Origin of the sequence: Celeribacter naphthalenivorans, from assembly GCF_020524585.1 — a bacterium.
GTDB lineage: Bacteria > Pseudomonadota > Alphaproteobacteria > Rhodobacterales > Rhodobacteraceae > Celeribacter > Celeribacter naphthalenivorans.
In genome coordinates, this window is record NZ_JAIVLK010000006.1 from 178,011 (window position 1) to 199,389 (window position 21,379).

Here is a 21,379-nt window from a genome sequence, read left to right on the forward strand (position 1 = left end):
TTTTTTTGTTCGTGGGTTTTGCAGCGGATTATTCCGCAGGTGCCTCAGCCGGGGCTTCTTCAGGTGCGGACGGGCCTTCGCCATTCTTGGCGGCTTCATTCAGCTCGGTCACGTTGGTGTAGGCGGCGGTAAAGCCCGTGAGCGACAGCGTCAAACGCACCGGCTCATCGGTGCGGCCCAGCGGCACGATGCCAACCATGCCTTCAGAACCTTTTTTCAACAGATCGACATCGGCGGTGGTCAGACCGGCACGCACGAAACAGCCCACGCGGTTGCAGAATTGGAACGGATAGCGACGGCCGTTTTCGCCATCGACGAACAGCGCCAGCTGTGCGGTCAACAGCGTCTCAAGCGGCGTGGTAAAGGTCGCGGCGGCCTCGACCTCTTCGCTTCCGACGTGGAACAGCGCCACTTCGGCGACTTCGGTGCCGTCTTCGTCCTTCAACAGTTGATACATGCTGCACGGATCGACCTGACCCTCAGGCGCGTTGATGCAGCGCACTTCCCAATCGCCATGGGTCTCAAGCGTGTAGGCACGCCCGACATTGCTCTCCGGCGTGATCGGAGTGCCTGCGGAGAGGCCGGAATCCTGTGCCGCCAGCGGCAGGGCAGCAGCCAGCGTCAGAACGGTTGCAGAGGCGAGGGTCGTGATCTTGCGAGAGATGGAAAACATCATCTGTCCATATATTGTTGGTGTCTGTGCTCAATTCCCCCAACGATCTATCACGGGCAATTGGCTCTGTCAGGGGGGAGGAGAGAATATTTTCGTGAGAGATGAACGCGGGCGGCAAAGGATGGCCGAGAGGTCGCAAAGGTGTTTGCACTCAGGCGCAATCTCAGGCGCAATCTGGGAGACAAAATGCTGGCTATAAAATGACGAAAGCCCCGGCTGAACCGAGGCTTTCGCGGATCTCTTGGATCGCTCGAAATCTTATGATTTCTCTGATTGTCTCCCTGCCGGACTTGGCCGACTTATTGCGACGACGGTATGACAGGTCATTTCGACCGTCAACGGGAATTTTGCGCCGAAAACCCGTATTCTACTCCAAAAAGCAACAGGATGTGCGACTGGTTGCGACAAGCTTGCACAGGTGGCGCGATCTTTGAATCTTAGGTCAAAAAAATGACCGCACCGGGAATGCCCCGGGCGGCCAGTCTGACAGGGAGGAAGTCAATCCGAACCGAAGAAGTGGTTCGGATAGCAATAGACTGGCACGAAGTGGTTAATTAAGTATTGTAGCGGCATACGGGATTGAATTGTCAGGGTTTTGAGCGAGAATCATGCGCGCGCAATCTGACATAAACGACAGGGATGGCTGAGATGGACCGGATTTTCGTGGGCGGCGGCGGAGAGGCCTATGGCGAGGCGCAGGAGCTTTTGCTTAAATACGGCAACCGCCACGGGTTGATCGCGGGCGCCACCGGGACGGGCAAGACCGTCACACTGCAAATCCTCGCCGAAGGTTTTGCAGCGGCGGGTGTGCCGGTGTTTCTGTCGGACGTCAAAGGCGACCTGTCTGGCTTGGCGAAATCCGGCAGTGCGGAGAGCAAATTGCACGAGGCCTTCACCTCGCGCGCCGAGACCATCGGGTTGGGCGAGCGCTATAGCTACGAGGCTTTCCCGGTCACATTCTGGGATCTGTTCGGCGAACAGGGCCACCCGATCCGCACCACGGTGGCGGAGATGGGGCCGCTGCTGATCTCGCGGCTTTTAGGGCTTTCCGAGGCGCAGGAAGGCGTGGTCAACGTCGCGTTTCGCGTGGCGGACGAACAGGGCCTGCCGCTTTTGGATCTCAAGGACCTTCAGGCGCTTCTGGTCTGGTGCGGTGAGAATGCCGACGATCTGACCCTGCGCTACGGCAATATCTCGAAATCCTCCATCGGCGCGATTCAGCGCGATCTTTTGGTGCTGGAAAATCAGGGCGGGGACAAGCTGTTCGGCGAACCGGCGCTGGAGCTGTCGGATATTATTCGCTCCGACGTTGACGGTCGCGGCCGGGTGAACATCCTTGCCGCTGACACGTTGATGTCCTCGCCGGGGCTCTACGCGACCTTCCTTCTGTGGCTGTTGTCCGAATTGTTCGAAGAACTGCCGGAGATCGGCAATCCGGACAAACCGAAGTTGGTGTTCTTCTTCGACGAAGCGCACCTCTTGTTCGATGACGCCCCGAAAGCGCTGGTCGACAAGGTGGAACAGGTCGCGCGTCTCATCCGGTCGAAAGGCGTGGGCGTCTATTTCGTGACGCAAAACCCGGACGACATCCCCGAGGACATCTTGGGCCAGCTTGGCAACCGGGTGCAACACGCGCTGCGGGCCTTTACCGCCCGCGATCAAAAGGCGCTGTCGCGTGCTGCCGAGACCTATCGCCCGAACCCGACCTTCGAGGTGGAAACCGCGATCAAAGAGGTCGGCACCGGCGAGGCGGTGACCTCGTTTCTGGAGGACAAAGGCGTGCCCGGCATTTCCCAACGCACGCTGATCCGTCCGCCGTCGTCGCAGCTTGGGCCGATCACGGCGGAGGAACGCGCTGGGGTCATTGCCGCCTCGCCGATTGCCGGGAAATACGAGGCGGTACTGGACCGCGAAAGCGCCTTTGAGATGCTCAAAGCCCGCGCCGAAGCGGCGGCCAAGGCGGCTGAAGTGCTTGAGGCGAAAGAGGAAGAGGTGGCAGGACGTGAGGCTTTGGAGCGCGAATTTTCCAAGGCGCGACGCTATGACGGCACGCACTATAGCCGCACATCCGCGCCCAAGCCGCCCAAAACATCGACGCGCACGCGCTCAACCGCGGATCAAACCATCACCGAACAGCTCGGCAAAATGGTGATGAAAGAACTGACGGGCACCACCGGAAAACGTATCGTGCGGGGCATTTTGGGCGGGTTGTTCAAAGCGCGTTGATAAAAAGACCGCCGGAGAAACATCCCCGGCGGTCCATGTCGCAGCCTTGATGCATCACATGTGCGACGCGCTGACATATTGGATCACAATGTCGCTTGCTGTGAGGGTCTCTGCGCTGGCCGTCACGCCCTCTGCCAGATGGATCACGAAGGGGGTGTCTTCCGCCCCGTCCTCGTAACTCAGATGGACCGTGTAGCTTCCTGCGTCGCTGTCGTAGGTCATATCGATGGCGCTGACAGGGGTGTCTTCGTCCACGTTGATTTGCAGCAGGTCTTCGCCGGGCGTAAAATCCGTCACCGTCGCCAAAACCGGATCAGCGCTCTCCTCTGTGCCGGTGAGGTCGGAGATGAAGGTGTCTGCGCCTTCGCCACCTTCAAGCGTGTCTTGGCCGTCGGTGACGATCAAAAGATCATCGCCAAAGCCTCCGACGAGCGTATCGTTGCCTGCGCCGCCAGAAAGTTCGTCGTTGCCGCTGCCGCCAGCGAGGTAGTCGTCGCCTTCACCGCCGTCCAGAGTGTCGTTGCCGCCACCGCCGCTGATGATATCCGCACCGGCATCGCCGGAGAGGAGACTGTCGCCATCGCCGTCCCAGATGCGGTCGTCGCCGTCGCCACCCGAAATGACATTTTCTCCGCCATAGTCGCGAATTGTGTCATCCCCCGCGCCTGCAAAGATTGCGTCATTGCCGGCGCTGTCCCAGATTTTGTCATCCCCGTCACCGCCGTCGAGAAAATCATCGCCGTAGCCGCCCTGCAAAATATCCGCGCCGTCCCCGCCGTAGAGCAGGTCATCGCCTTCGCCACCGTTGAGCGTGTCGTCGTCATCGCCACCGGACAATGTGTCGTCGCCCGCGTCCCCGAAGAGGGTGTCGGCACCGGCATTGCCATAGAGAATATCGTTGCCCGCGTTGCCTTCGATGGTGTCGTTTCCGCCCCAGCCGAACAGCGTATCGTTGCCGTCCTGCCCATAGATCAGATCGTCTCCGGCGCCGCCGATCACGCTGTCGTCGCCGGCACCGCCATAGATCCGATCGTCGCCGCCGTTGCCGTTGAGCCTGTCATCCCCCGCATTGCCGTAGATCAGATCATTGCCCGCACCGCCGCCGATCACATCGTCACCGCCCAAACCGGCAAGGGTGTCATCGCCAGCATTGCCCCAGAGACGATCCGCCAAAGCGCCGCCATGAGTGTTGTCGTCGCCTTCTTCGCCAACGAAAACGGTGGCCGTGTCGGGCGCTTCGGGCTCGGGTGCATCGGGTTGCGATTGAGAGTGATCGTCGTCCGAGTCAAAAATCTCGGTAAAGGCGTACACCATGGCCGATCCGGCCAGGACAGAGAAAAGAGACAGCATAATAAAACCCCACACATGGTCCGCGAAATAGCGGTTAACTTTTCGTTAACATATTTGTGTGTGGAACAGCGTCAACCTGAGAGAGCCCCGTCTGTGACAACGCGGCTGTGCGGATACATGTTCTTATACATCAATAGGTTGCGCAACATCTGCTTTTGTTGCGCAGGGGTTGAAACTCAGAGCCGTTTGAACAACCCGCTCAGCCGGTTCGCCTCATCCGACAACCCAAAAGGCGCGTTGATCACGAACATGCCCGAGCCGAACATGCCATGGCCTTTCTGCGCCGGTTTGAACCGCACTTCGTGGTGCAAACACCCGGGGAAATTGGCATAGAGCATGCCCTCGACCAGCGGCAGATGCGTGCCGTTTTTCAGGATCGGATACCAGAGCGCAATGATGCCCACGTTCCATTTGCGGTGCAGCTTGTAAATCTGGCTCGGCAGCGTTTCGAAATCCGATTTGATCTCATAGGAGGGATCGATCAGCATCAGGCCGCGTTTCGGCTCCGGCGGACAGATCGACTGGGCGAATTGGATGCCATCCTGTTGCTTGAGATGCAGTCCGGCAAAGCTGGACGAGGCCTTGGTGTTCGCGGTCAGCTCCTCAAACTCGGTCGGGTGCAATTCGGCCAGATGCAGCTGATCGGTGTCGCGCAAGAGCGCCTGCGCAATCGCCGGAGAGCCGGGGTAGATGTTTTTGCCATGCGCCTCGGCAATCGCCTTGCGCGCGCGGGCATAGGGGTGCGAGGGCTTGAACCAGTCATCGACCGCCTTGATCCCCTTCGTGGCCTCGCCGGTCTTTTGCGCCTGGGAGCCTTCCAGATCGTAAAGCGCGCGCCCCGCGTGGGTCTCGATATAAGAGATCGGCTTGTCCTTGCGGGTCATGTAATCGAGCATCACCGACAAAAGCGCGTGTTTTTGCACATCGGCGAGGTTTCCGGCGTGGAAACCGTGTTGGTAGGACAGCATCAGAGATCTCCCAGCGGGCGGATTTTGAGTTTCGTGATCCGGTTGTCTTTGCGCTCAACGACTTCGAACCGATAGCCGTGGAAGGAAAACACCTGGCCCGGATTGGGGATGGTTTGCGCTTCGTGGATCACCAGACCGGCCATGGTGTTGGCCTCTTCATCGGACAGGTTGCACTCGGTCCAGCGGTTGAAGTCGCGGATCGTCATGCCGCCGTCGACCTCCCATTCACCGGTCTCGCCAGATTGTTTCGGTGCATCTTCGGAGCGGTCGAATTCGTCGGTGATCTCGCCCACGATCTCTTCGAGAATATCTTCGAGCGTGATCAGACCCTGAAGTGAGCCATATTCATCGACCACCAGCGCGAAATGCGTGTGGCGTTTCAAAAACTGCCGCATCTGGTCGTCGAGCGTGGTGGTTTCCGGCACGAAATAGGGTTTCATCGCCACGGTCATCACGTCGAAATCGTGGAAATCCACCATCATATGCGGGTCTTCGCTCTCGTGTTCGACGCGTTTGGCATGCATGCCACGCAGCAAATCTTTGGAGTGCAAGACGCCGACGATGTTTTCAGGATCATCGCGAAACATCGGCAGGCGCGTGTGCGGACTTTTCAAAGACAGCTCAAGGATCTCAGAGGCCGGAAGGTCGGCATCGAGCATCTCGATCTGCGAGCGGTGCAGCATGATCTCCTCGACCGTGCGGTCGCCCAGATCGAGCGCGCCCAGCAACCGGTCGCGGTCCTCTTTCTCCACCACACCCTCGACATGGCCCAGAGCAATCGCGCCTGCGATCTCGTCGCGCACCGCCAAAACATCGGCCTCGGGGTCGGTCTGAACACCAAACAGCCGCAAAATCCCGCGCACCAAAAGACGCACAAATCCCACGACCGGGGCAAAGACCGTCACGACAATGGAAATCGGTCCGGCGACACGAGAGGCGGCGGATTCCGGGTTGGTGATCGCGTAGGTCTTCGGCAGCACCTCGGCAAAAATCAGCACCAGCACGGTCATGATCAACGTCGCCAAAGCCACGCCATTCTGGCCGAACAATTTGGTGAACATCGCAGTCGCCAAAGAGGTCGCCAGAATGTTCACAAGGTTGTTGCCCAAAAGCACCGAGCCGATCAGCCGCTCGCTGTCATCGGTCACGCTCAACGCGCGTTCGGCGCCTTTGTCGCCCTTATCGGCCTGAGAGCGCAGCTTGCCGCGCGAGGCGGCGGTCAAAGCGGTCTCGGAGCCCGAGAAAAAGCCGGACATCACCAAGAGCGCCACAATCGCGACGGCGGTGATCCAAAAGGCGGCATCAAGAAGGGTGGGATCGGTCATGGTCTCTGTCATACCCGTGGTTATGGGCACGCTCAGGGGGCTGCGCAAGAGGCACAGCCGCCCAAGTGCCGTAAATCTAAGAGGTAGGAGTTCTAATTCTCTGCCAGAGGGTGATGCGTGAGCACCAGTTCCCTCAGCCGCTCGTCCAGAACATGGGTGTAAATCTCGGTCGTCGACAGGTCGGCATGGCCCAAAAGCGTTTGGATCGCCCGCAAATCCGCACCGTGCGCCAAAAGATGCGTCGCAAAAGCGTGGCGCAACGTGTGGGGCGTCACTTTAGACGGGCTGACACCGGCGCGCACCGCGATGTCTTTGATGAGTTGGTAGAATCGAATGCGGGTGAAATGCCCGGTCTTGCCGCGTGAGGGAAAGAGATACGCCGAAGGTTTTTCGCCTTTCTCGCGCTTGGCCAAATCCTCTGCGGCGTCACGGGTTTCCAGCCAGCGTTTGAGCGCGGCGCGCGCAGGATCGGAGAGCGGCACCATGCGCTCCTTGCCGCCTTTGCCAAGGATCAACAGCATCCTCGGGTCGCCCCGTGTGGCCGAGACGGGCAGGGACACAAGCTCCGAGACCCGCATGCCGGTGGCGTACAAAAGCTCCATCAGGCAAATGTTGCGCTGCCGGTCGGCCTCGGTGCGGCCCACCTCTTGCACGGCCTCCAAAAGCCGCGAGACCTCCTCCTCGGAGAGGGTTTTCGGCAGGCGTTTCGCGCGTCCCGGTCCTTTGATCTGGATCGCCGGATTGTCCTCGCGCCAGCCCTCTTCAAAGGCAAAACGGTAGAGCTGTTTGATCGACGACAGCCGCCGCGCGCGGGTCGATTGCGCCAGCCCTTCGGCCTCGCAGGCCACGAGATAGGCCTCGATCTCGGCGCGCTCGGCCGCTGCGAAATCCTTGCCGCGCCGCGCAAGCCATTCGGAAAACCCTAATAAATCGCGCCCGTAGGACAAGCGCGTGTTCTCGGCGGCGCCCAATTCGGCCAGCTGCGCCTCGGCAAAGCGCGAAATCCAGCCGTGATCGCTCATCCGCGCCGCTCCAAAAGCAACAACTCCAGCGCCGCGCGGCGCGCCGTGGCCTCAAGCCCGATGGCGCGGAAGAATTGGATCGCATCCGACAGCTCGTCGAGATCGCCCGCCGCGCCGCCTTCGAGCAACTCAATCGCCCGCAGGATGGCTTCGCCCAGTCGTTTTTCACTCACCAGAGACGACAGACGCACGGGAATGCCGGTGCCCCGGAACCCCTGTGCAATCGCGCGGGCCTGCGCCTCGTTTTGCCGCTGCGTCGGCAGATCGCCCACGGCAATCCCATGCAGCAGCAATTGATCTTTTGTCAGCGCCGGGCTCCATTTCAACGCGATCCGCTCATAATCCGGCGACAAAAGCGCGACTTCAAAAGCGATCTCGGAGGCCTTGCCCGTCAGGGGCAGGGTCGAAAGTGGCGTGGCGAAAAGTTCGGCGAAGACGCTTTGCAGACCGGAGGCGCGCATCGCATCCCAAACCGGCGGTAGCGTGCGGTTGAGACCGCCAACATCCTTGGCCAAAAGGGTTTTCTCGAAGTCCTGCAACACGTCGATCCGGTCCCAGATGCCGCCAGAGGCCGCCGGAAGGTGTTCCGACCAGATGCCAAGCCAGCGGTTCGGCGAGAGCGCCCCCACGCGGGCCAGCCGTTCGGCGGCGGTGGCGCGGGCCTTCCAGCCGGAGCTGGCGCGCAGATCGCTTTGCGCAAAGGCCAGCGGCAGCGCGGTCGTCGGCAGCGGCTCACCGATGGCCTCCATCAGGCGAAATGTCAGTGGTGTCGGATGCTCAGGCGTCGGCAGATGCGGCTCGCCCTCGAACAGCTCGGGATCCAAAAAACGTGCCAAAAGCTCGCCCTGATTGTCGCGAATGAGCCCAAGCGCCTCGCCGGTTTCCAAGGTGAGCGCCGCCGCGTCCCAATCGCCACTGCGCGCCAGACAGAAAATCCGCGCCTGCAACGTGGGCGATAACCCCGGCGTGTGGGTCAACCGTCCGCAGGCTTCGTCCTCAGTGCCGAGCAGGAGTTTGGTGTCGAAAGACCGGCGGAAAATCTCAGGCGTGCTGAGCCCGGCCAGCGACATCAGCGAATCCGCCTCGTCCAACAGGCCCTGCGACAAGAGCGCATCGATCCGGGCGAGGAACAGCCGCCCGTCTCGATCCGACAGAACCGGCGGGTCGAGCTCCGCCAGGACCAGCGTATTGAGCAGACGCCGCGAGGCGGGCAAAAGGTCCGGCCGTGTGGAAATCGTCCTGATCCGCCGCGCGATGTCGCTGGCGGTCGAGGCGCCCCAAAGCCCGCGAGGGAGGCCTGTGACCGAACTGGGCAACAGCCCGGCCTGATCGGGGTCGGGCGCGTCCAGGGGCAGGACGCTGACGTCTTCGGGCAGGGCGCTCAACGCGATATCACCGGCCGTCGGCGGGGCCACAGGGCGGGGAGCGTCCAACGTGTCGGACAGCCAATCGATGGCGGAAAGCGGCCGGTCGTCACCGTTTGTTTGTGCGACACTCGGCTCTGCTGTGAGCACGAAAGCCAAACACAACGGCGCGCAACTGATGAAAAACCGGGAAGAACCTGGGCGTTTGCTCACTTCAGTTCGATCTCCGTGGGCACCACCTGCTCGGACCGTTCGGGCGACAAATCGCCGACATAGGCAAAGCCGATAAAGCCGATGAAGCCCAACAAAATAAGGATGGCCAAAAGGCGAAAGAGAAATTTACGCAAGGTCGACTGCCTCCAATCGCGCCCATTGTGGGCGGTTTTATTCCCGATCTTTGCCGGAGTTTGCCTCCGAACCGGGTTTCTTTGGCTTTATATATGGCATTTTTCGTGAGATCACGCCATTGAGAGAACGAAAATTTGATAAGCGGGATTTTGCCGTGCCGGCGTGTTTGGGCCAGTCCTTTGGCCATAGCTTGGGGCAGGGCATGTCCCACGGCAAAGGCAGTTGCGCGCAGGGCCGTGGCAGGGTAGGCGAAGGCGGTGAGACAAGAGGGATGGCACAGGTGGCTGGAGGGGCCGGGGCATTGAAGAAAACCGTTGCACTGGTCGGCATGATGGGCGCCGGAAAAACCGCTGTGGGCAAGGCCTTGGCCGCGCGTCTTGGCGTGCCGTTTCTGGATTCGGATGCCGAGATCGAAAAAGCCGCCGACCGCACCATCGCGGAGATTTTCACTGAGCATGGCGAGGCGTTTTTCCGCAGCCGCGAGACCGAGGTGATCGGGCGTTTGCTGGAAAACCACCGCGCGATCCTCTCGACCGGCGGCGGCGCGTTTCTGTCTCAGACCAACCGCGAGATGATCGCCGAAAAAGGCGTGGCGGTTTGGCTGAAGGCCGATCTCGATTTGCTGTGGAACCGCGTGAAACACAAAAGCACCCGGCCGCTTTTGCGCACTGAAAACCCTTACGAGACCTTGAAAGAGCTGGTCGCGGCGCGCGAGCCGCTTTACGCGCAGGCCGGGATCGTGGTGGAGGCAGAGCCGAAGCTTTCGATCGAGGGCATGGCCGATAAGGTCGTCGAGGCGCTTAGGGCGCGCGGCGGTATTCTGGAGGAAGATCAATGACCTATCAGGCTCAATTCGAGGCCGTCCACGTGCCTTTGGGAGATCGCGCCTACGATGTGCGGATCGGTGAGGGGCTTGTGGCCGAGGCGGGCGCCCATATCGCACCGCTTTTGGGCAAGAAGAAAAAGGTCTTTGTGCTGACCGATGAAACCGTCGCGGGGTTGCATCTCGAGGCTCTGCGCGCGGGGCTTGCAAACGCGGGCATCGACATGGTCGCGCTGGCGCTTCCGGCGGGCGAAAGCTCCAAGGCCTGGCCGCAATTCACCCGCGCGGTCGAATGGCTTTTGGAAGAGAAATGCGAGCGTCGCGACATCGTTGTGGCCTTTGGTGGCGGTGTGATCGGCGATCTGGCGGGGTTTGCGGCCTCCGTGCTGCGCCGGGGCGTGCGGTTTGTGCAGGTCCCGACGACGCTCTTGGCGCAGGTCGACAGTTCGGTCGGCGGCAAAACCGGCATCAACGCGCCGCAGGGCAAGAACCTGATTGGCGCCTTTCACCAGCCTTCTCTGGTGCTCGCCGATATTTCGATCCTCGGCACGCTGACCGCGCGCGATTTCCTTGCGGGCTATGGCGAGGTGCAGAAATACGGGCTTTTGGGCGACGAGGCGTTCTTTGAATGGCTCGAAGAGAACGGCCCCGCGCTGGCCGCCGGTGATCTGGCGCTGCGGGCCGAGGCCGTGCGTCGGTCGGTGCAGATGAAGGCCGACATTGTCGAACGTGACGAGACCGAACAGGGCGACCGCGCGCTTTTGAACCTCGGGCACACGTTCTGTCACGTGCTGGAATCCGCGACCGGCTATTCCGACCGGCTATTGCATGGCGAAGGCGTGGCCATCGGCTGTGCTCTGGCGTTTGAACTGTCGGCGCGTTTGGGGCTTTGTTCGCAAGAGGCGCCTTCGCGGGTGCGCGCACACCTCAAAGCCATGGGGATGAAATGCGATCTCTCTGACATTGAGGGCGATTTGCCCTCCGCCGAAGAGCTTGTCGATCTCATGGCGCAGGACAAGAAAGTCGTTGATGGCCAGCTGCGTTTCATCCTGGCCCGCGGCATCGGGTCGGCTTTTGTGACCGCAGATGTTCCGCGTGAGGCGGTTCTCAAGCTGCTGAAAGATGCGCTTTAATATTCGGAAAAGACATTTTATTGCGCCTTGTCGCCGGTATGGTCGGGAAACGGCCAACGGTTAGCGCTATAGGCTTTGGCCGCGTCGCACCTTGGACCATAGTGATCTTGTGGTTAAAGATTTGGGCGATTCTATGCGCGGGCAACGTCGTATCAAAACGGGCTTTTCCGTCCCGACAGATTTGGGTGCGCCGAGGATCGCCAAGTTCATGGCGACGGTCAGCCTGCTGATCCTGCCGATTGCCATCGTGAAATATGCGATGAGCGGGAATTCTTGGCTTGCAGGCTATTACCTCTTTCTCTGTGGGCTCATCCTGTTTGATTTGCGCGCGTATTTGAGTGGCAAGCGCTTGCCGATCAATGCCGCCATTCTCTTGATCGCCGTCCAGATCGGTGACCTGATTCTGATCCGACATCATGGCACCTCTGCGGCCTTTTGGCTGTTTCCGATCACCGTGGCCGGGTTCTTTTACTGCGCGCTCTGGGTGGCAACCAGCATCGGGGTGGTCGCCATGGTGCTTGGCCCCGTCCTGAGCTATCTGGCGTCGCAAGACCCTTGGTTCGCCTTTCGTTTGGGGGTGGCACTTGGCACAGTGATCCTCTTTGTGCGGTTCATGTTGACCACGATGTGGGCCATGCAGGCCAATCTCGAACATGCGCTGGAGCGTGACGCCTTGACCGGTTGCTACAATCGCCGGGCCTTCATGCGGCTGATCCGGGGCGATGTGCCGGTGAGCAGCGGCGCCTTATTGTTCGTCGACATCGATCATTTCAAAAAGATCAACGACCGCCATGGCCATATCGTCGGGGACAAGGTGTTGGTCGTCGTGGTCGAGGCGATGCGCGAGGTGTTGAAGGGGCAGGGCCATATCTACCGCATCGGCGGCGAGGAATTCGCCCTTTTGATGCCCAACACGCCCATCGAACTGGCCGCGATGATCGCGGAACGCATGCGGCGTCATATCAGCCAACAGGCCATGCCGGGCGAGGCGGGTGAGGCAGACCGGGAGGCGCAAGGCACGGTGAAGACCCGGGTCACTGTCTCAATCGGGGTCGAAAAATTCAGTTCCGGCGAAGAGATTGAAGCCGCCCTGTCACGGGCGGACAATCATCTCTACCGGGCCAAACACGCCGGGCGGGACCGCGTGATGTCGTCCATGTCCGCCAGTGATGACGGTCCCGCGCGCGGAGAGCCGTCGCGCTTTAGCCGCGAACGACCAGAAGATCACAGCGCGGATCGCGAATCTGTGCTTCGGTAAATCCACCAAGCAGGCTGGGCGACAAAGGCATGCGGCCATGGGCGCCAAGCGCGAAAAGATCGGCTCCGCTGTCTGCCAGAGCGGTGGTGAACACATCGTTCACACTTGCGGCGCTGATCTCGGGTTTCGGCAGACCTTCTGGAAGCTCGGCCACCTCCCACCAACCGTCGAGATGGGCCTGAGCCTCTTTGACAAAAGGCGCGAGGTGTTTTGCGCTCTCATCGCGCGCAATCAGGCCGCGATAGGGCACGTGGACCGCGTGAAACGTGGTGATCTTGGCCTCCGGCGCAAGCGCCATGGCCGTCCGCCCCGCCTCAAGACAGGACGGAGACAAATCGATACCACAGAGGACCGAGCCATAGGGGGCCGTCACCGGGTCACGCACCAAAAGCACGGGGCAATTCAAGGCGCGCACCAGACGTTCCATCGTGGTGCCTGCAAACATGTCCCAAAACGGCCGCGGACGGTGGACACCCAAGACCACCAGATCGGCACCGATCGTGTCAGTCATCTCGGCGATGGTGCGCACCGGCTCGCCAGTCTCCACCGTGATCTCCGCATCCTCGGGCGCATGGGCCGAGGTGAGCACGGCGCGCATCGTTTCTTCTGCCGTCTGGCGCATTTGCGCCACGACCGTCGAGGGCAAATCGTCGTCGATCACAGTCATGACCACGATTTTCGCCCCATGTTGGCCTGCCAATTGCACCGCGCGCTCCACGGCACGGTCAGACCGCGATGACAGGTCGCTGGCCACGAGAATACGTTTGATCATGATGGTCTCCTCTTTCGTTGTCACGTGAGGCCGCTCCTCTGCGGGCCTCATCGTATATGTAGGAATTCTAAACACATTTTCGAGAGTGGTGAGACGAGTGGTCGCAGGTGAAATATCGTTTGCAGCTCAGAGTGTGCCGCCAGAACCAAAAATGCCCCGCACAGGGCAGGGCATTTTATCAAGTCTGGTCTGTAATCGTTTGGATTAGAACGGGATTTCGTCGTCATCCAGGGACGGACGCGAGCCGCCGCCAGAGCCACCGCCCTGCGAGCCGCCGCCGTAACCGCCGTCATCGTAGCCCCCCGACGGGCCTTGGTCATAGCCACCGCCGTAGCCGCCACCGCCGCCTTGGCCGCCGCCATAGCCGCCGCCGTCACCGCCGCCCGAGCGGCCGTCGAGCATCACCATGGTCGAGGTGTAGGGGCGCAGAACGACTTCGGTCGAATAGCGGTCCTGACCGTTTTGATCCTGCCATTTGCGGGTCTCGAGCTGGCCTTCGAGATAGACCTTGGAGCCTTTGCGCAGATATTGCTCTGCGGTGCGCGCCAGAGGTTCGGAGAAAATCGCCACCGTGTGCCACTGCGTGCGGTCGCGGCGTTCGCCGGTGTTGCGGTCTTTCCAGCTCTCGGAGGTGGCAATCCGCAGGTTGCAGACCTTGCCGCCGTTCTGGAACGTGCGCACTTCCGGGTCGGCGCCCAGATTGCCCACGAGGATGACTTTGTTCACGGACCCGGCCATGCGATTTACTCCCTGAGATTCTAAAACTTGAGCGCACCTTACACCAAACCATCGTGCGAGAGGAAAGGCCAAAAACCGCCTGTGACACGCATGGGCTTTGAAACTTTGGCTTTTGCCCCTATATTGCGCGCGAAGAATAGCGGTGATTGGATTTTCATATGCGTGCAGGGCTTGGGGTTTCGGCGGTCAAACGCCGGGAGAGCGGTGTTCGTCTGGGCTTTATGACATTTGGGGTAATCGCGGGGCTTTTGGGATCTGCGGTTTTGACGCCCACAGAAGTCGGGGCCGAGGATATTTTCTCCACCCGCAACCGTATGGCGATCTTTGACTCACAGCTTTCCGTCCTCGATGGCCGTGCCGCCGATCAATATTCCAACTCCGTGACCTATCAGCCCGAACGTTTTGGTGGCGACACCGGCACCGCCCGCTACTCTGGCGCTTACAAAGGTCAATGGCTGCCCGTCGCCGAGAAAATGGCCAACAAACACGGCATTCCGTCCGATCTTTTCCTGCGCCTTGTGCAGCAGGAGAGCGGCTGGAACCCGACGGCGCGCAGCCCGAAAGGCGCCACAGGTCTCGCCCAGCTCATGCCTGACACCGCGCGGCAACTGGGCGTGAACATCAACGATCCGCATCAGAACCTCGAAGGCGGCGCGCGCTATTTGCGGATGATGTACAACCGGTTCGGCAACTGGCGCCTGGCGCTTGCGGCCTATAACGCCGGGCCTCTGGCGGTCGAGAAATACGACGGCATTCCGCCCTACAAAGAAACGATGAATTACGTGCGGATCATCTACGGGTCGTAGGCCCAATAGGTCTTATTCGGAACTTTTCGCTCGGTGCCGGGTTGTCCTTTCAATGCATCGCGACGCCCCGCGTCGCTGATTGGAAAGGATAAGACCATGATGAACTCTGCGAAACTGACTGCGAAACGTACCGCTCTGTTGTCCCTGCTGGCTTCTGCGTCTTTGGCTGCGACGCCTCTGATGGCCGAACCGCTCGACATTTCCTCGGTTGAGGTGACCGCCAATCTCGAAGCCGTCGATTCCAACGCGCTCGACCGCTGGCCCGACATCGCCGAAGACCTGACGTTGATGATTTCCGCCGGTCTCGACGAGCAGATGTCCGAGGATGGCCCCTATGACGTCCGCGTCGATGTGACCGAGATTTCCAACCTCGGCACCACCTATCTCAGCGATGAAGGCGAGTTCAACACGCTCGAAGGTTGGGTCTATATCGACGGGCCGGACTCTGATGAGGCGCTGAAGAAAATGCATGTCATGCTCAAGGCCGAAGAGCTGGACGGTGTGACCGCGATCAACGCCACCATGGTGCCGCCGGACCGCGCCGCGTTCTATGATGCTCTGGTGATGGGTTTTGCGACACAGGTCGTGGGCGAGGTCACGGAGCTTCAGACCCAATGGCTTGAACCGGATCAGGCCGAAGACAATTCGTAAGACAAAGAAGGCGGGGACATTCCCCGCCTTTTTCTTTTTGGTTTTAGCGATGCTTTACGTTGCGCGCCGGAAATCGCGTGGCGAAATGCCGGTGTGTTTGTGAAAGGCCCGGCTGAAATAGGCCGCCGAATGAAAGCCCAGTTTCTCGGCGATCTGGTTGATCGGCAGATCGGTCTCCCGCAGCATCCGTCGGGCTTCATAATGCACCCGGTCGCTCAAAATGGCCGAGGCCGACCGCCCACAGGCCACATTGCAGGCCCGCGTCAGATGGGTCGGGCTGACGCCCAGCTCGGCGGCGAAATGCGCCACCGTGCGCCCGTCGCGCAACTCATTTTCCACCAGCGCCGTGTAGGCGGCGGCTAGTCGGCGCGAGGCATCTGGCGTCAGGTCATACTCGGGCATGATCGACATTTGCCGCTCCAACCAGACCGCAATCATCCCGGCCTGAAACGCCATGGCGCGGTCACGCCCCGGGCGATCGCCCTCGATCTCGCGTTGCAATCCTTCGATCAGGCCGGTGATTTCATTTTGCTGGATCACCTCGCGAAACCGCATGTGCAGCGGCTCCTCGGGCAGGGCGAGCGTCGGATCGTCGGGCAGGTGAACGGCAAAGCCCATGACCTGACCGACGGGTTCAAAAGCGTACATGGTGCGGGTCGGCAGGTAGACCAGATTGTGCGGTCCAAAGCCGCGCGTCACGCCCGCGACTGTGATCCGGCCTTGCCCTCGGGTGAACCACAACAGCGTCGGTGTGCGGTGGCTGCGCATTGCTTCGGTGCGCCATTTGTTTTCCGTCGACAGCGTGCCGGAACCGCGGCCCAGAGTGGTGACGCGATAGGCGTTTTGTAGAGGAATATCTGGAATGCTCGCCTCGCGACGTTTGCGCGGCTTGGCGGGTTTCGCGGTTTTGTCTTTCGTGGTGTCGCCAGCGGCATTGGCAGGCTTTGAGAGACCTTGCGCGGGCTGACCCATTTCCCCCAGCGGTAAGGTTTGAAAAATTCTAAGGGGTTTGGACTCGGGCATGGCGGCACATTCTGTTCGGTTTGTACAATTCTGACCGAGACTAGCCATGGTTTGGAGTGAGTCAAAGAAAACATTGTGTTTTCAATGAGATATGCCCTTCCCTTGGCGATTCCGCAAAGGCTGCTCAGGGCAGCGATATCTTGTGGTAGGCTTTCATGCGCGCTCTAAACCAAGTGCGTTGCCGCTTGGCATATTGCCGTGTGGCGATGGTAGCGGCCTCTTTTGCCTCTTCAAGCGTCAGTTTGCCTTGCAGATAGGCAATCAATTCCGGCGCGCCGATGGCTTTTGAGGCGGGCGCGGCGGGGTCCCAAGTGGCCAGATTGGCCTCCGCCTCCTCCAAAGCGCCCTTTTTGATCATGATCTCGAATCGCCGTGCGATCCGGTCGTTGAGCCATTCCTTGTGGGCATCGAGCACCACGGGGAATGTCTTCGCGAGCGGCAAAAGCGGCGGCGGCGTGTCGGCCTGCCAGGCGGCCAGACCCCGCCCCGTGGCCCGCAGCACCTCCCAGGCGCGTTGCACCCGCATCGGGTTCAGCCGGTCGATCTTTTGCGCGGTCTCGGGGTCTTCGGCATCGAGATCGGCCAACAGACCGGCGTGCCCGCCCTCATCGGAACGCCTCTGGTCGGCCTCTGCGCGAAGCTCCGCCGGTGTCTCGGGAATTTCGACCAACCCTTCGGTCAGTGCCGCAAAATATAGCCCCGTGCCGCCGACGATGATCGGCCGATCCGGGCCGGTGAGATGAGGTGCGACATCGCGCAGCCAATGGCCGACGGAATAGGCCTCGGTTCCGGGCACATGGCCGTAAAGCACATGCGGCGCACGGGATTCGTCGACACAGGAGGGGCGCGCGGTCAAAACCCGCCAATTGTCAAAGACTTGAAGCGCATCCGCATTGATGATCACACCGCCCTGACGCTCCGCAATCTCGAGCGCGAGAGCGGATTTACCGGAGGCGGTGGGGCCCGCGATCAACACGGGCTGATGAGGGGCAATATCAAAGGGCACGACCATGAAACTGCGGTGGCAAAGACTGCGGCATTTGTCCAGAGGGCAAAGGGGAAAAATATCTTGCTGCGTCCATTGATCCCAGCCCGGTTTTGGCCCATTTTGCCGACAATCACATTTCAGTTCGGGGACATCTGATGAGCGACGCAGAGCTTGACACGGGCACGGGACATCCGGCCACGAAATATAAACGTGTGCTGTTGAAAATCTCGGGCGAGGCGCTGATGGGCGACCAGGGCTTTGGCCTGCACCCGCCGACGGTGGAGCGGATCGCCCGCGAGGTGAAATCCGTGCATGACCTCGGTGTCGAGATTTGTATGGTGATCGGGGGCGGCAACATCTTTCGCGGGCTTCAGGGCTCGGCGCAGGGGATGGAACGCACCACCGCCGACTATATGGGCATGCTCGCCACCGTGATGAACGCGCTCGGTATGCAGGCCGCTTTGGAGGCGCTCGGCATCCACACGCGGGTGATCTCCGCGATCACGATGAACGAAGTGGCAGAGCCCTACATCCGCCGCCGCGCCGTGCGTCACCTTGAAAAAGGCCGGATCTGCATCTTTGCGGCGGGCACGGGCAACCCCTATTTCACCACCGACACGGCGGCCACGCTGCGCGCCAACGAGATGAATTGCGAAGCGATTTTCATGGGCAAGAACGGGGTGGACGGGGTCTATGACAAAGACCCGAAAACCAATCCGGATGCGAAACGCTACGACGAGGTCAGCTATGACGAGGTGCTGCGCAAGAACCTCAAAGTCATGGACGCCTCCGCCATCGCTCTGGCGCGCGACAACTCCTTGCCGCTGATCGTTTTCCCGCTCGATGCAGCGGGTGGGTTCCAGTCGATCCTCGCGGGTGAAGGCACCTATACATTGGTGAAATGATGCGCTTTGCGCCGAGAGGGGCGATCAGGGTGTCGTCGTTGGGAGCCTGTGCGGTCCTGATTGGGGCCGCGTCACCCGCGCTCTCTGACACCTCTGTCTATACCGGATTTCTGGAGACCCATGGCTGCACCTATGGGCCAATGCTCGATGCGGAGGTTCGTGCCGCCGGGTTGACGCCCGAAGGCTTGGCCAGCCATGCCCGAACGGCGGTGCAGTCCGGCGCGGCGGAGCAGAATGGCGATTGGGTGGTGTTTGACGCCTCTGTTTGCACGATCAAACTGCCGGAGATCACCAGCCCCTATGAGATCGCCGACGATGTCCTCGCGCCCTACATCAATAGGGTGAGCGATCCTGCCTATGAGGCGGGGTGTTATCTGAGGGATTGGCAGAAGGCATTTGAGGCGATCGGACTCGACGCCGATGCGGCCTTTGCCGACGGGGTGGAGTTTCTCGCCGCCGAAATCACCGCTGGCCGGATGTCGTTCTATAGCGATAGCCCGCTCAGAACGCCCTTCGGTTTCCAGACCATAGTGCTGGAAGGATGCGACCAGGGCGCGCGGGCCGAGGCCATCAAGGCGTCTTCCGGCGATCTGGCCCAACTGTTCGACACCTATGTCCGCATGTCCTATGCGGCAAACACCTGTGGTGATGGGCAAAGTGGCGATATGGCTTTTTCTGAAGCTGTGCAGGACAGCACCGACAATGCCTGGATGTTAATGGACGCGATGATGCTCACCATGGCTGCCGGATGGCACGAGGGGATGACGGCGCAGAACAAGGGCCTGCCACGCCCGCCTCTGTGTCACATCACGCCATAAGCGGAGCCGCGCCTAAACACTGGCAGCCCGAAACCAAACCCGCTATAGCGGGGCAAAGACGATACAAAGGGGAAGACCCATGTCCGAAGATTTCGAACTCGACACCGCCGATCTGTCCAAACGCATGGACGGCTCGCTGAGCAACCTGCGCACGGAATTTGCCTCGCTGCGCACGGGCCGGGCCTCGGGCTCGATGCTGGAGCCGATCATGGTGGACGCCTACGGCTCGATGACGCCGATCAACCAGGTTGGCACCGTCAACGTGCCGGAGCCGCGCATGGTGACGATCAACGTCTGGGACAAAGGTCTGGTGAATAAGGTCGAAAAAGCGATCCGCGAATCCGGCCTCGGCATCAACCCGCAGCTGAACGGCACGATTATTATGCTGCCGATCCCGGAGCTGAACGAAGAGCGTCGTCGCGAGTTGACGAAAGTGGCCGGCCAATATGCCGAACACGCCCGCGTCGCCGTGCGCAACGTGCGTCAGGACGGCATGCAGCAGATCAAGAAGAACAAGGACGGCATGTCCGACGACGACCAGAAATTCTGGGAATCCGAGGTGCAGGAGCTGACCGACAAGCACATCAAGCTGATCGACGACCTTCTGGCGCATAAGCAAGAAGAGATCATGCAGGTCTGAGCGGGGCTTGGGCCTTTTACGGCCCTTTACCAACCCTGTGCGAGTGATTTGAAAGGGTTGCAGACGGAAACAAGAGCGTGTTTCATGAAGCAACCTGTTACGAGAGGCCCTATGAGCGACATGAGTCCAGCCACACCCGATGAGGTCAATTCCGGCGGACCGACCCATGTCGCGATGATCATGGATGGCAACGGTCGTTGGGCGCAGTCGCGGGGCAAACCGCGGCTGTTCGGCCATCACGCGGGCGCCAAAAGGGTCAAGGAAATCGTCCGGGCCTGTCCCGATCTGGGCGTCAAATATCTGACGATCTTTGCCTTTTCGACCGAGAACTGGAAACGCACCCAGACCGAAGTGTCGGGCCTCATGAGCCTGTTTCGTCGCTATATCCAGAACGAGATGCGCGGCCTTGTGGCGGAGGGCGTGCGGGTGCGCTTTATCGGCGACCGGGTGCGGCTCGACAAAAAACTGATCGCGTTGATGGACGATCTCGAAGAGGTCACGCAAGAGAACACCAAGGTGCATCTCACCATCGCGATCAACTACGGTGGGCGCGATGAGGTGTCGCGGGCTGTGAAAGATCTGGCCTGTGACGTGGCGCGCGGCGAGTTGGACCCGGAGACGGTCGATGAGACCACGCTCACGCGCTATCTCGACACCAAAGTTTTGCCCGACCCCGATCTGGTGATCCGCACCTCGGGCGAGGCGCGGATTTCGAACTTTCTTCTGTGGCAATCCGCCTATGCCGAATATGAATTCATCGACACGCTCTGGCCGGATTTCACCGCAGAGGTCTTTGCCCAATGCGTATCCCGCTACGCCGGGCGCGACCGTCGGTTTGGCGGGGTGAAAAAGTGACCTCCAAGACATCTAAAAACGGCAAGTGGCGCGATCTGATGCCGCGTCTGCTCTCGGCTGTTGTGATGGTGGCGGTGGGGCTTGGCGCCGTGCTGTCCTCGCATCTGGCCTTCACAACGCTGGTCGTCGTGGTCGGCTGTGTCGGGCTTTGGGAACTGTGGCGCATGCGTCAGGTGAAACTGGCCGCATCGGGCCTGAACACCGCAGACAGCCTCAACCTCGCCGCCTATCTCGCCGTTCTGGTTCTGGGCTGTCTTGGCCTCATCACACTTTCTGCCGAGGGCGGCCGCGCGCTTTTGCTCTATGTCATCGGCCTCGTGGTGGTGACGGACAGTATGGGCTATCTGGTTGGCAAAACCCTTGGCGGCCCGAAATTTTGGGCGCGGATCAGCCCGAACAAGACATGGTCCGGCGTCCTTGGCGGCTGGGTCGGGGCAGGGGTTCTGGCCTATTTCTGTCACCCCTTCATGCCCGACGGCTTCGTGCGTCTGTGGTTCTTTGTGTCCTCCTCGATGGTGCTGTCTTTCGCCTCGCAACTGGGCGATATGGCGGAAAGCGGCCTCAAGCGCCGGATGGGGGTCAAGGACAGCTCCAACATCATCCCCGGCCACGGCGGCGTGCTCGACCGGTTTGACGCGCTCTTGGCCTTGGGCGCGCTGGCCTATGTGCTCAATCTGATTTTCGGCTGAGGCA

General features: G+C 60.6%; 22 protein-coding genes. 11 read left to right on the top strand and 11 right to left on the bottom strand.

Going from position 1 to position 21,379, the window contains the following annotated elements; genetic code table 11:
- Window positions 1-28 precede the first annotated feature (28 nt).
- Complete coding sequence (locus LC094_RS14265) at window positions 29-673, bottom strand: invasion associated locus B family protein (protein ID WP_226553466.1); 645 nt, start codon at window positions 671-673, stop codon at window positions 29-31.
- Between the two features lie 648 nt (window positions 674-1,321).
- On the opposite strand from LC094_RS14265, the gene LC094_RS14270 reads away from it, so the two are divergent.
- Window positions 1,322-2,899 carry a helicase HerA-like domain-containing protein gene (locus LC094_RS14270; protein WP_226553467.1) on the top strand — a complete coding sequence of 526 codons (1,578 nt, stop codon included), beginning with the start codon at window positions 1,322-1,324 and terminating at the stop codon, window positions 2,897-2,899.
- A gap of 54 nt (window positions 2,900-2,953) precedes the next feature.
- Here the strand turns inward: LC094_RS14270 and LC094_RS21655 are convergent, their stop codons facing one another.
- From LC094_RS21655 to LC094_RS14305, 6 genes are all read right to left on the bottom strand, one after another.
- Window positions 2,954-4,249: a calcium-binding protein gene (locus tag LC094_RS21655; protein WP_319003297.1), complete on the bottom strand. Its 1,296-nt coding sequence runs from the start codon at window positions 4,247-4,249 to the stop codon at window positions 2,954-2,956.
- A gap of 176 nt (window positions 4,250-4,425) precedes the next feature.
- A complete protein-coding gene (gene rlmJ / locus LC094_RS14285; protein WP_226553468.1) occupies window positions 4,426-5,217 on the bottom strand; it encodes a 23S rRNA (adenine(2030)-N(6))-methyltransferase RlmJ in 792 nt (263 codons plus the stop codon).
- Entirely contained in the window at window positions 5,217-6,542 is a 1,326-nt protein-coding gene (locus tag LC094_RS14290) for an HlyC/CorC family transporter (RefSeq protein ID WP_226553469.1), read from the bottom strand. Before LC094_RS14290 ends, rlmJ begins: the two co-directional genes overlap by 1 nt.
- A gap of 92 nt (window positions 6,543-6,634) precedes the next feature.
- Window positions 6,635-7,564 (bottom strand): site-specific tyrosine recombinase XerD, encoded by a 930-nt coding sequence (locus tag LC094_RS14295; protein WP_226553470.1) that lies wholly within the window; start codon window positions 7,562-7,564, stop codon window positions 6,635-6,637.
- Window positions 7,561-9,078 carry a hypothetical protein gene (locus LC094_RS14300; RefSeq protein ID WP_226553471.1) on the bottom strand — a complete coding sequence of 506 codons (1,518 nt, stop codon included), beginning with the start codon at window positions 9,076-9,078 and terminating at the stop codon, window positions 7,561-7,563. Before LC094_RS14300 ends, LC094_RS14295 begins: the two co-directional genes overlap by 4 nt.
- A gap of 59 nt (window positions 9,079-9,137) precedes the next feature.
- Window positions 9,138-9,275 carry a hypothetical protein gene (locus LC094_RS14305; protein ID WP_226553472.1) on the bottom strand — a complete coding sequence of 46 codons (138 nt, stop codon included), beginning with the start codon at window positions 9,273-9,275 and terminating at the stop codon, window positions 9,138-9,140.
- A 272-nt stretch (window positions 9,276-9,547) separates the two neighbouring features.
- Here LC094_RS14305 and LC094_RS14310 point away from each other — a divergent pair, with 272 nt between their 5' ends.
- From LC094_RS14310 to LC094_RS14320, 3 genes are all read left to right on the top strand, one after another.
- Window positions 9,548-10,114 (top strand): shikimate kinase, encoded by a 567-nt coding sequence (locus tag LC094_RS14310; RefSeq protein WP_226553473.1) that lies wholly within the window; start codon window positions 9,548-9,550, stop codon window positions 10,112-10,114.
- Window positions 10,111-11,232, top strand: a complete 1,122-nt coding sequence (gene aroB, locus LC094_RS14315; protein ID WP_226553474.1) for a 3-dehydroquinate synthase — start codon at window positions 10,111-10,113, stop codon at window positions 11,230-11,232. The genes LC094_RS14310 and aroB overlap by 4 nt, the downstream gene beginning before the upstream one ends.
- Window positions 11,233-11,365: 133 nt before the next feature.
- Window positions 11,366-12,490: a GGDEF domain-containing protein gene (locus LC094_RS14320; RefSeq protein WP_226553475.1), complete on the top strand. Its 1,125-nt coding sequence runs from the start codon at window positions 11,366-11,368 to the stop codon at window positions 12,488-12,490.
- Here LC094_RS14320 and LC094_RS14325 read toward each other — a convergent pair.
- Together LC094_RS14325 and ssb are read right to left on the bottom strand one after the other, a co-directional pair.
- Window positions 12,435-13,262, bottom strand: coding sequence for a universal stress protein (locus LC094_RS14325; RefSeq protein ID WP_226553476.1), 828 nt, complete (start codon window positions 13,260-13,262; stop codon window positions 12,435-12,437). The genes LC094_RS14320 and LC094_RS14325 overlap by 56 nt on opposite strands.
- Before the next feature lie 204 nt (window positions 13,263-13,466).
- Entirely contained in the window at window positions 13,467-14,000 is a 534-nt protein-coding gene (ssb, locus tag LC094_RS14330; protein ID WP_226553477.1) for a single-stranded DNA-binding protein, read from the bottom strand.
- A 221-nt stretch (window positions 14,001-14,221) separates the two neighbouring features.
- Here ssb and LC094_RS14335 point away from each other — a divergent pair, with 221 nt between their 5' ends.
- Entirely contained in the window at window positions 14,222-14,806 is a 585-nt protein-coding gene (locus tag LC094_RS14335) for a lytic transglycosylase domain-containing protein (protein ID WP_226553650.1), read from the top strand.
- Window positions 14,807-14,902: 96 nt separating this feature from the next.
- On the top strand, window positions 14,903-15,457 hold the full coding sequence (locus LC094_RS14340; protein WP_226553478.1) for a hypothetical protein: 555 nt from the start codon (window positions 14,903-14,905) through the stop codon (window positions 15,455-15,457).
- Between the two features lie 54 nt (window positions 15,458-15,511).
- On the opposite strand, the gene LC094_RS14345 is transcribed toward LC094_RS14340, so the two are convergent.
- Both LC094_RS14345 and miaA read right to left on the bottom strand, forming a co-directional pair.
- Complete coding sequence (locus LC094_RS14345; RefSeq protein WP_226553479.1) at window positions 15,512-16,429, bottom strand: helix-turn-helix domain-containing protein; 918 nt, start codon at window positions 16,427-16,429, stop codon at window positions 15,512-15,514.
- 175 nt (window positions 16,430-16,604) lie between these two features.
- A complete protein-coding gene (gene miaA, locus LC094_RS14350; protein ID WP_226553480.1) occupies window positions 16,605-17,492 on the bottom strand; it encodes a tRNA (adenosine(37)-N6)-dimethylallyltransferase MiaA in 888 nt (295 codons plus the stop codon).
- Window positions 17,493-17,623: 131 nt separating this feature from the next.
- Between miaA and pyrH the strand changes: the two genes are divergently transcribed.
- The 5 genes from pyrH to LC094_RS14375 all read left to right on the top strand — a co-directional run bounded on the left by pyrH (window position 17,624) and on the right by LC094_RS14375 (window position 21,375).
- Window positions 17,624-18,373, top strand: coding sequence for a UMP kinase (gene pyrH, locus LC094_RS14355; protein ID WP_226553481.1), 750 nt, complete (start codon window positions 17,624-17,626; stop codon window positions 18,371-18,373).
- A 29-nt stretch (window positions 18,374-18,402) separates the two neighbouring features.
- Entirely contained in the window at window positions 18,403-19,191 is a 789-nt protein-coding gene (locus LC094_RS14360; protein WP_226553482.1) for a hypothetical protein, read from the top strand.
- 79 nt (window positions 19,192-19,270) lie between these two features.
- A complete protein-coding gene (gene frr / locus LC094_RS14365; RefSeq protein WP_226553483.1) occupies window positions 19,271-19,831 on the top strand; it encodes a ribosome recycling factor in 561 nt (186 codons plus the stop codon).
- A 111-nt stretch (window positions 19,832-19,942) separates the two neighbouring features.
- Window positions 19,943-20,686 (top strand): isoprenyl transferase, encoded by a 744-nt coding sequence (locus LC094_RS14370; protein WP_404815017.1) that lies wholly within the window; start codon window positions 19,943-19,945, stop codon window positions 20,684-20,686.
- The gene (locus LC094_RS14375; RefSeq protein WP_226553484.1) at window positions 20,683-21,375 is read left to right on the top strand and encodes a phosphatidate cytidylyltransferase; all 693 of its coding nucleotides are present in this window, start codon (window positions 20,683-20,685) and stop codon (window positions 21,373-21,375) included. Before LC094_RS14370 ends, LC094_RS14375 begins: the two co-directional genes overlap by 4 nt.
- The last annotated feature ends 4 nt before the right edge of the window (window positions 21,376-21,379 follow it).

Coding starts and splice junctions, on each gene's coding strand:
- LC094_RS14265 (WP_226553466.1), bottom strand. CDS start 673: ATGTTTTCCATCTCTCGCAAGATCACGACCCTCGCCTCTGCAACCGTT.
- LC094_RS14270 (WP_226553467.1), top strand. CDS start 1,322: ATGGACCGGATTTTCGTGGGCGGCGGCGGAGAGGCCTATGGCGAGGCG.
- LC094_RS21655 (WP_319003297.1), bottom strand. CDS start 4,249: ATGCTGTCTCTTTTCTCTGTCCTGGCCGGATCGGCCATGGTGTACGCC.
- rlmJ (WP_226553468.1), bottom strand. CDS start 5,217: ATGCTGTCCTACCAACACGGTTTCCACGCCGGAAACCTCGCCGATGTG.
- LC094_RS14290 (WP_226553469.1), bottom strand. CDS start 6,542: ATGACCGATCCCACCCTTCTTGATGCCGCCTTTTGGATCACCGCCGTC.
- LC094_RS14295 (WP_226553470.1), bottom strand. CDS start 7,564: ATGAGCGATCACGGCTGGATTTCGCGCTTTGCCGAGGCGCAGCTGGCC.
- LC094_RS14310 (WP_226553473.1), top strand. CDS start 9,548: ATGGCACAGGTGGCTGGAGGGGCCGGGGCATTGAAGAAAACCGTTGCA.
- aroB (WP_226553474.1), top strand. CDS start 10,111: ATGACCTATCAGGCTCAATTCGAGGCCGTCCACGTGCCTTTGGGAGAT.
- LC094_RS14320 (WP_226553475.1), top strand. CDS start 11,366: ATGCGCGGGCAACGTCGTATCAAAACGGGCTTTTCCGTCCCGACAGAT.
- LC094_RS14325 (WP_226553476.1), bottom strand. CDS start 13,262: ATGATCAAACGTATTCTCGTGGCCAGCGACCTGTCATCGCGGTCTGAC.
- ssb (WP_226553477.1), bottom strand. CDS start 14,000: ATGGCCGGGTCCGTGAACAAAGTCATCCTCGTGGGCAATCTGGGCGCC.
- LC094_RS14335 (WP_226553650.1), top strand. CDS start 14,222: ATGACATTTGGGGTAATCGCGGGGCTTTTGGGATCTGCGGTTTTGACG.
- LC094_RS14340 (WP_226553478.1), top strand. CDS start 14,903: ATGATGAACTCTGCGAAACTGACTGCGAAACGTACCGCTCTGTTGTCC.
- LC094_RS14345 (WP_226553479.1), bottom strand. CDS start 16,429: ATGGGTCAGCCCGCGCAAGGTCTCTCAAAGCCTGCCAATGCCGCTGGC.
- miaA (WP_226553480.1), bottom strand. CDS start 17,492: ATGGTCGTGCCCTTTGATATTGCCCCTCATCAGCCCGTGTTGATCGCG.
- pyrH (WP_226553481.1), top strand. CDS start 17,624: ATGAGCGACGCAGAGCTTGACACGGGCACGGGACATCCGGCCACGAAA.
- frr (WP_226553483.1), top strand. CDS start 19,271: ATGTCCGAAGATTTCGAACTCGACACCGCCGATCTGTCCAAACGCATG.
- LC094_RS14370 (WP_404815017.1), top strand. CDS start 19,943: ATGAGCGACATGAGTCCAGCCACACCCGATGAGGTCAATTCCGGCGGA.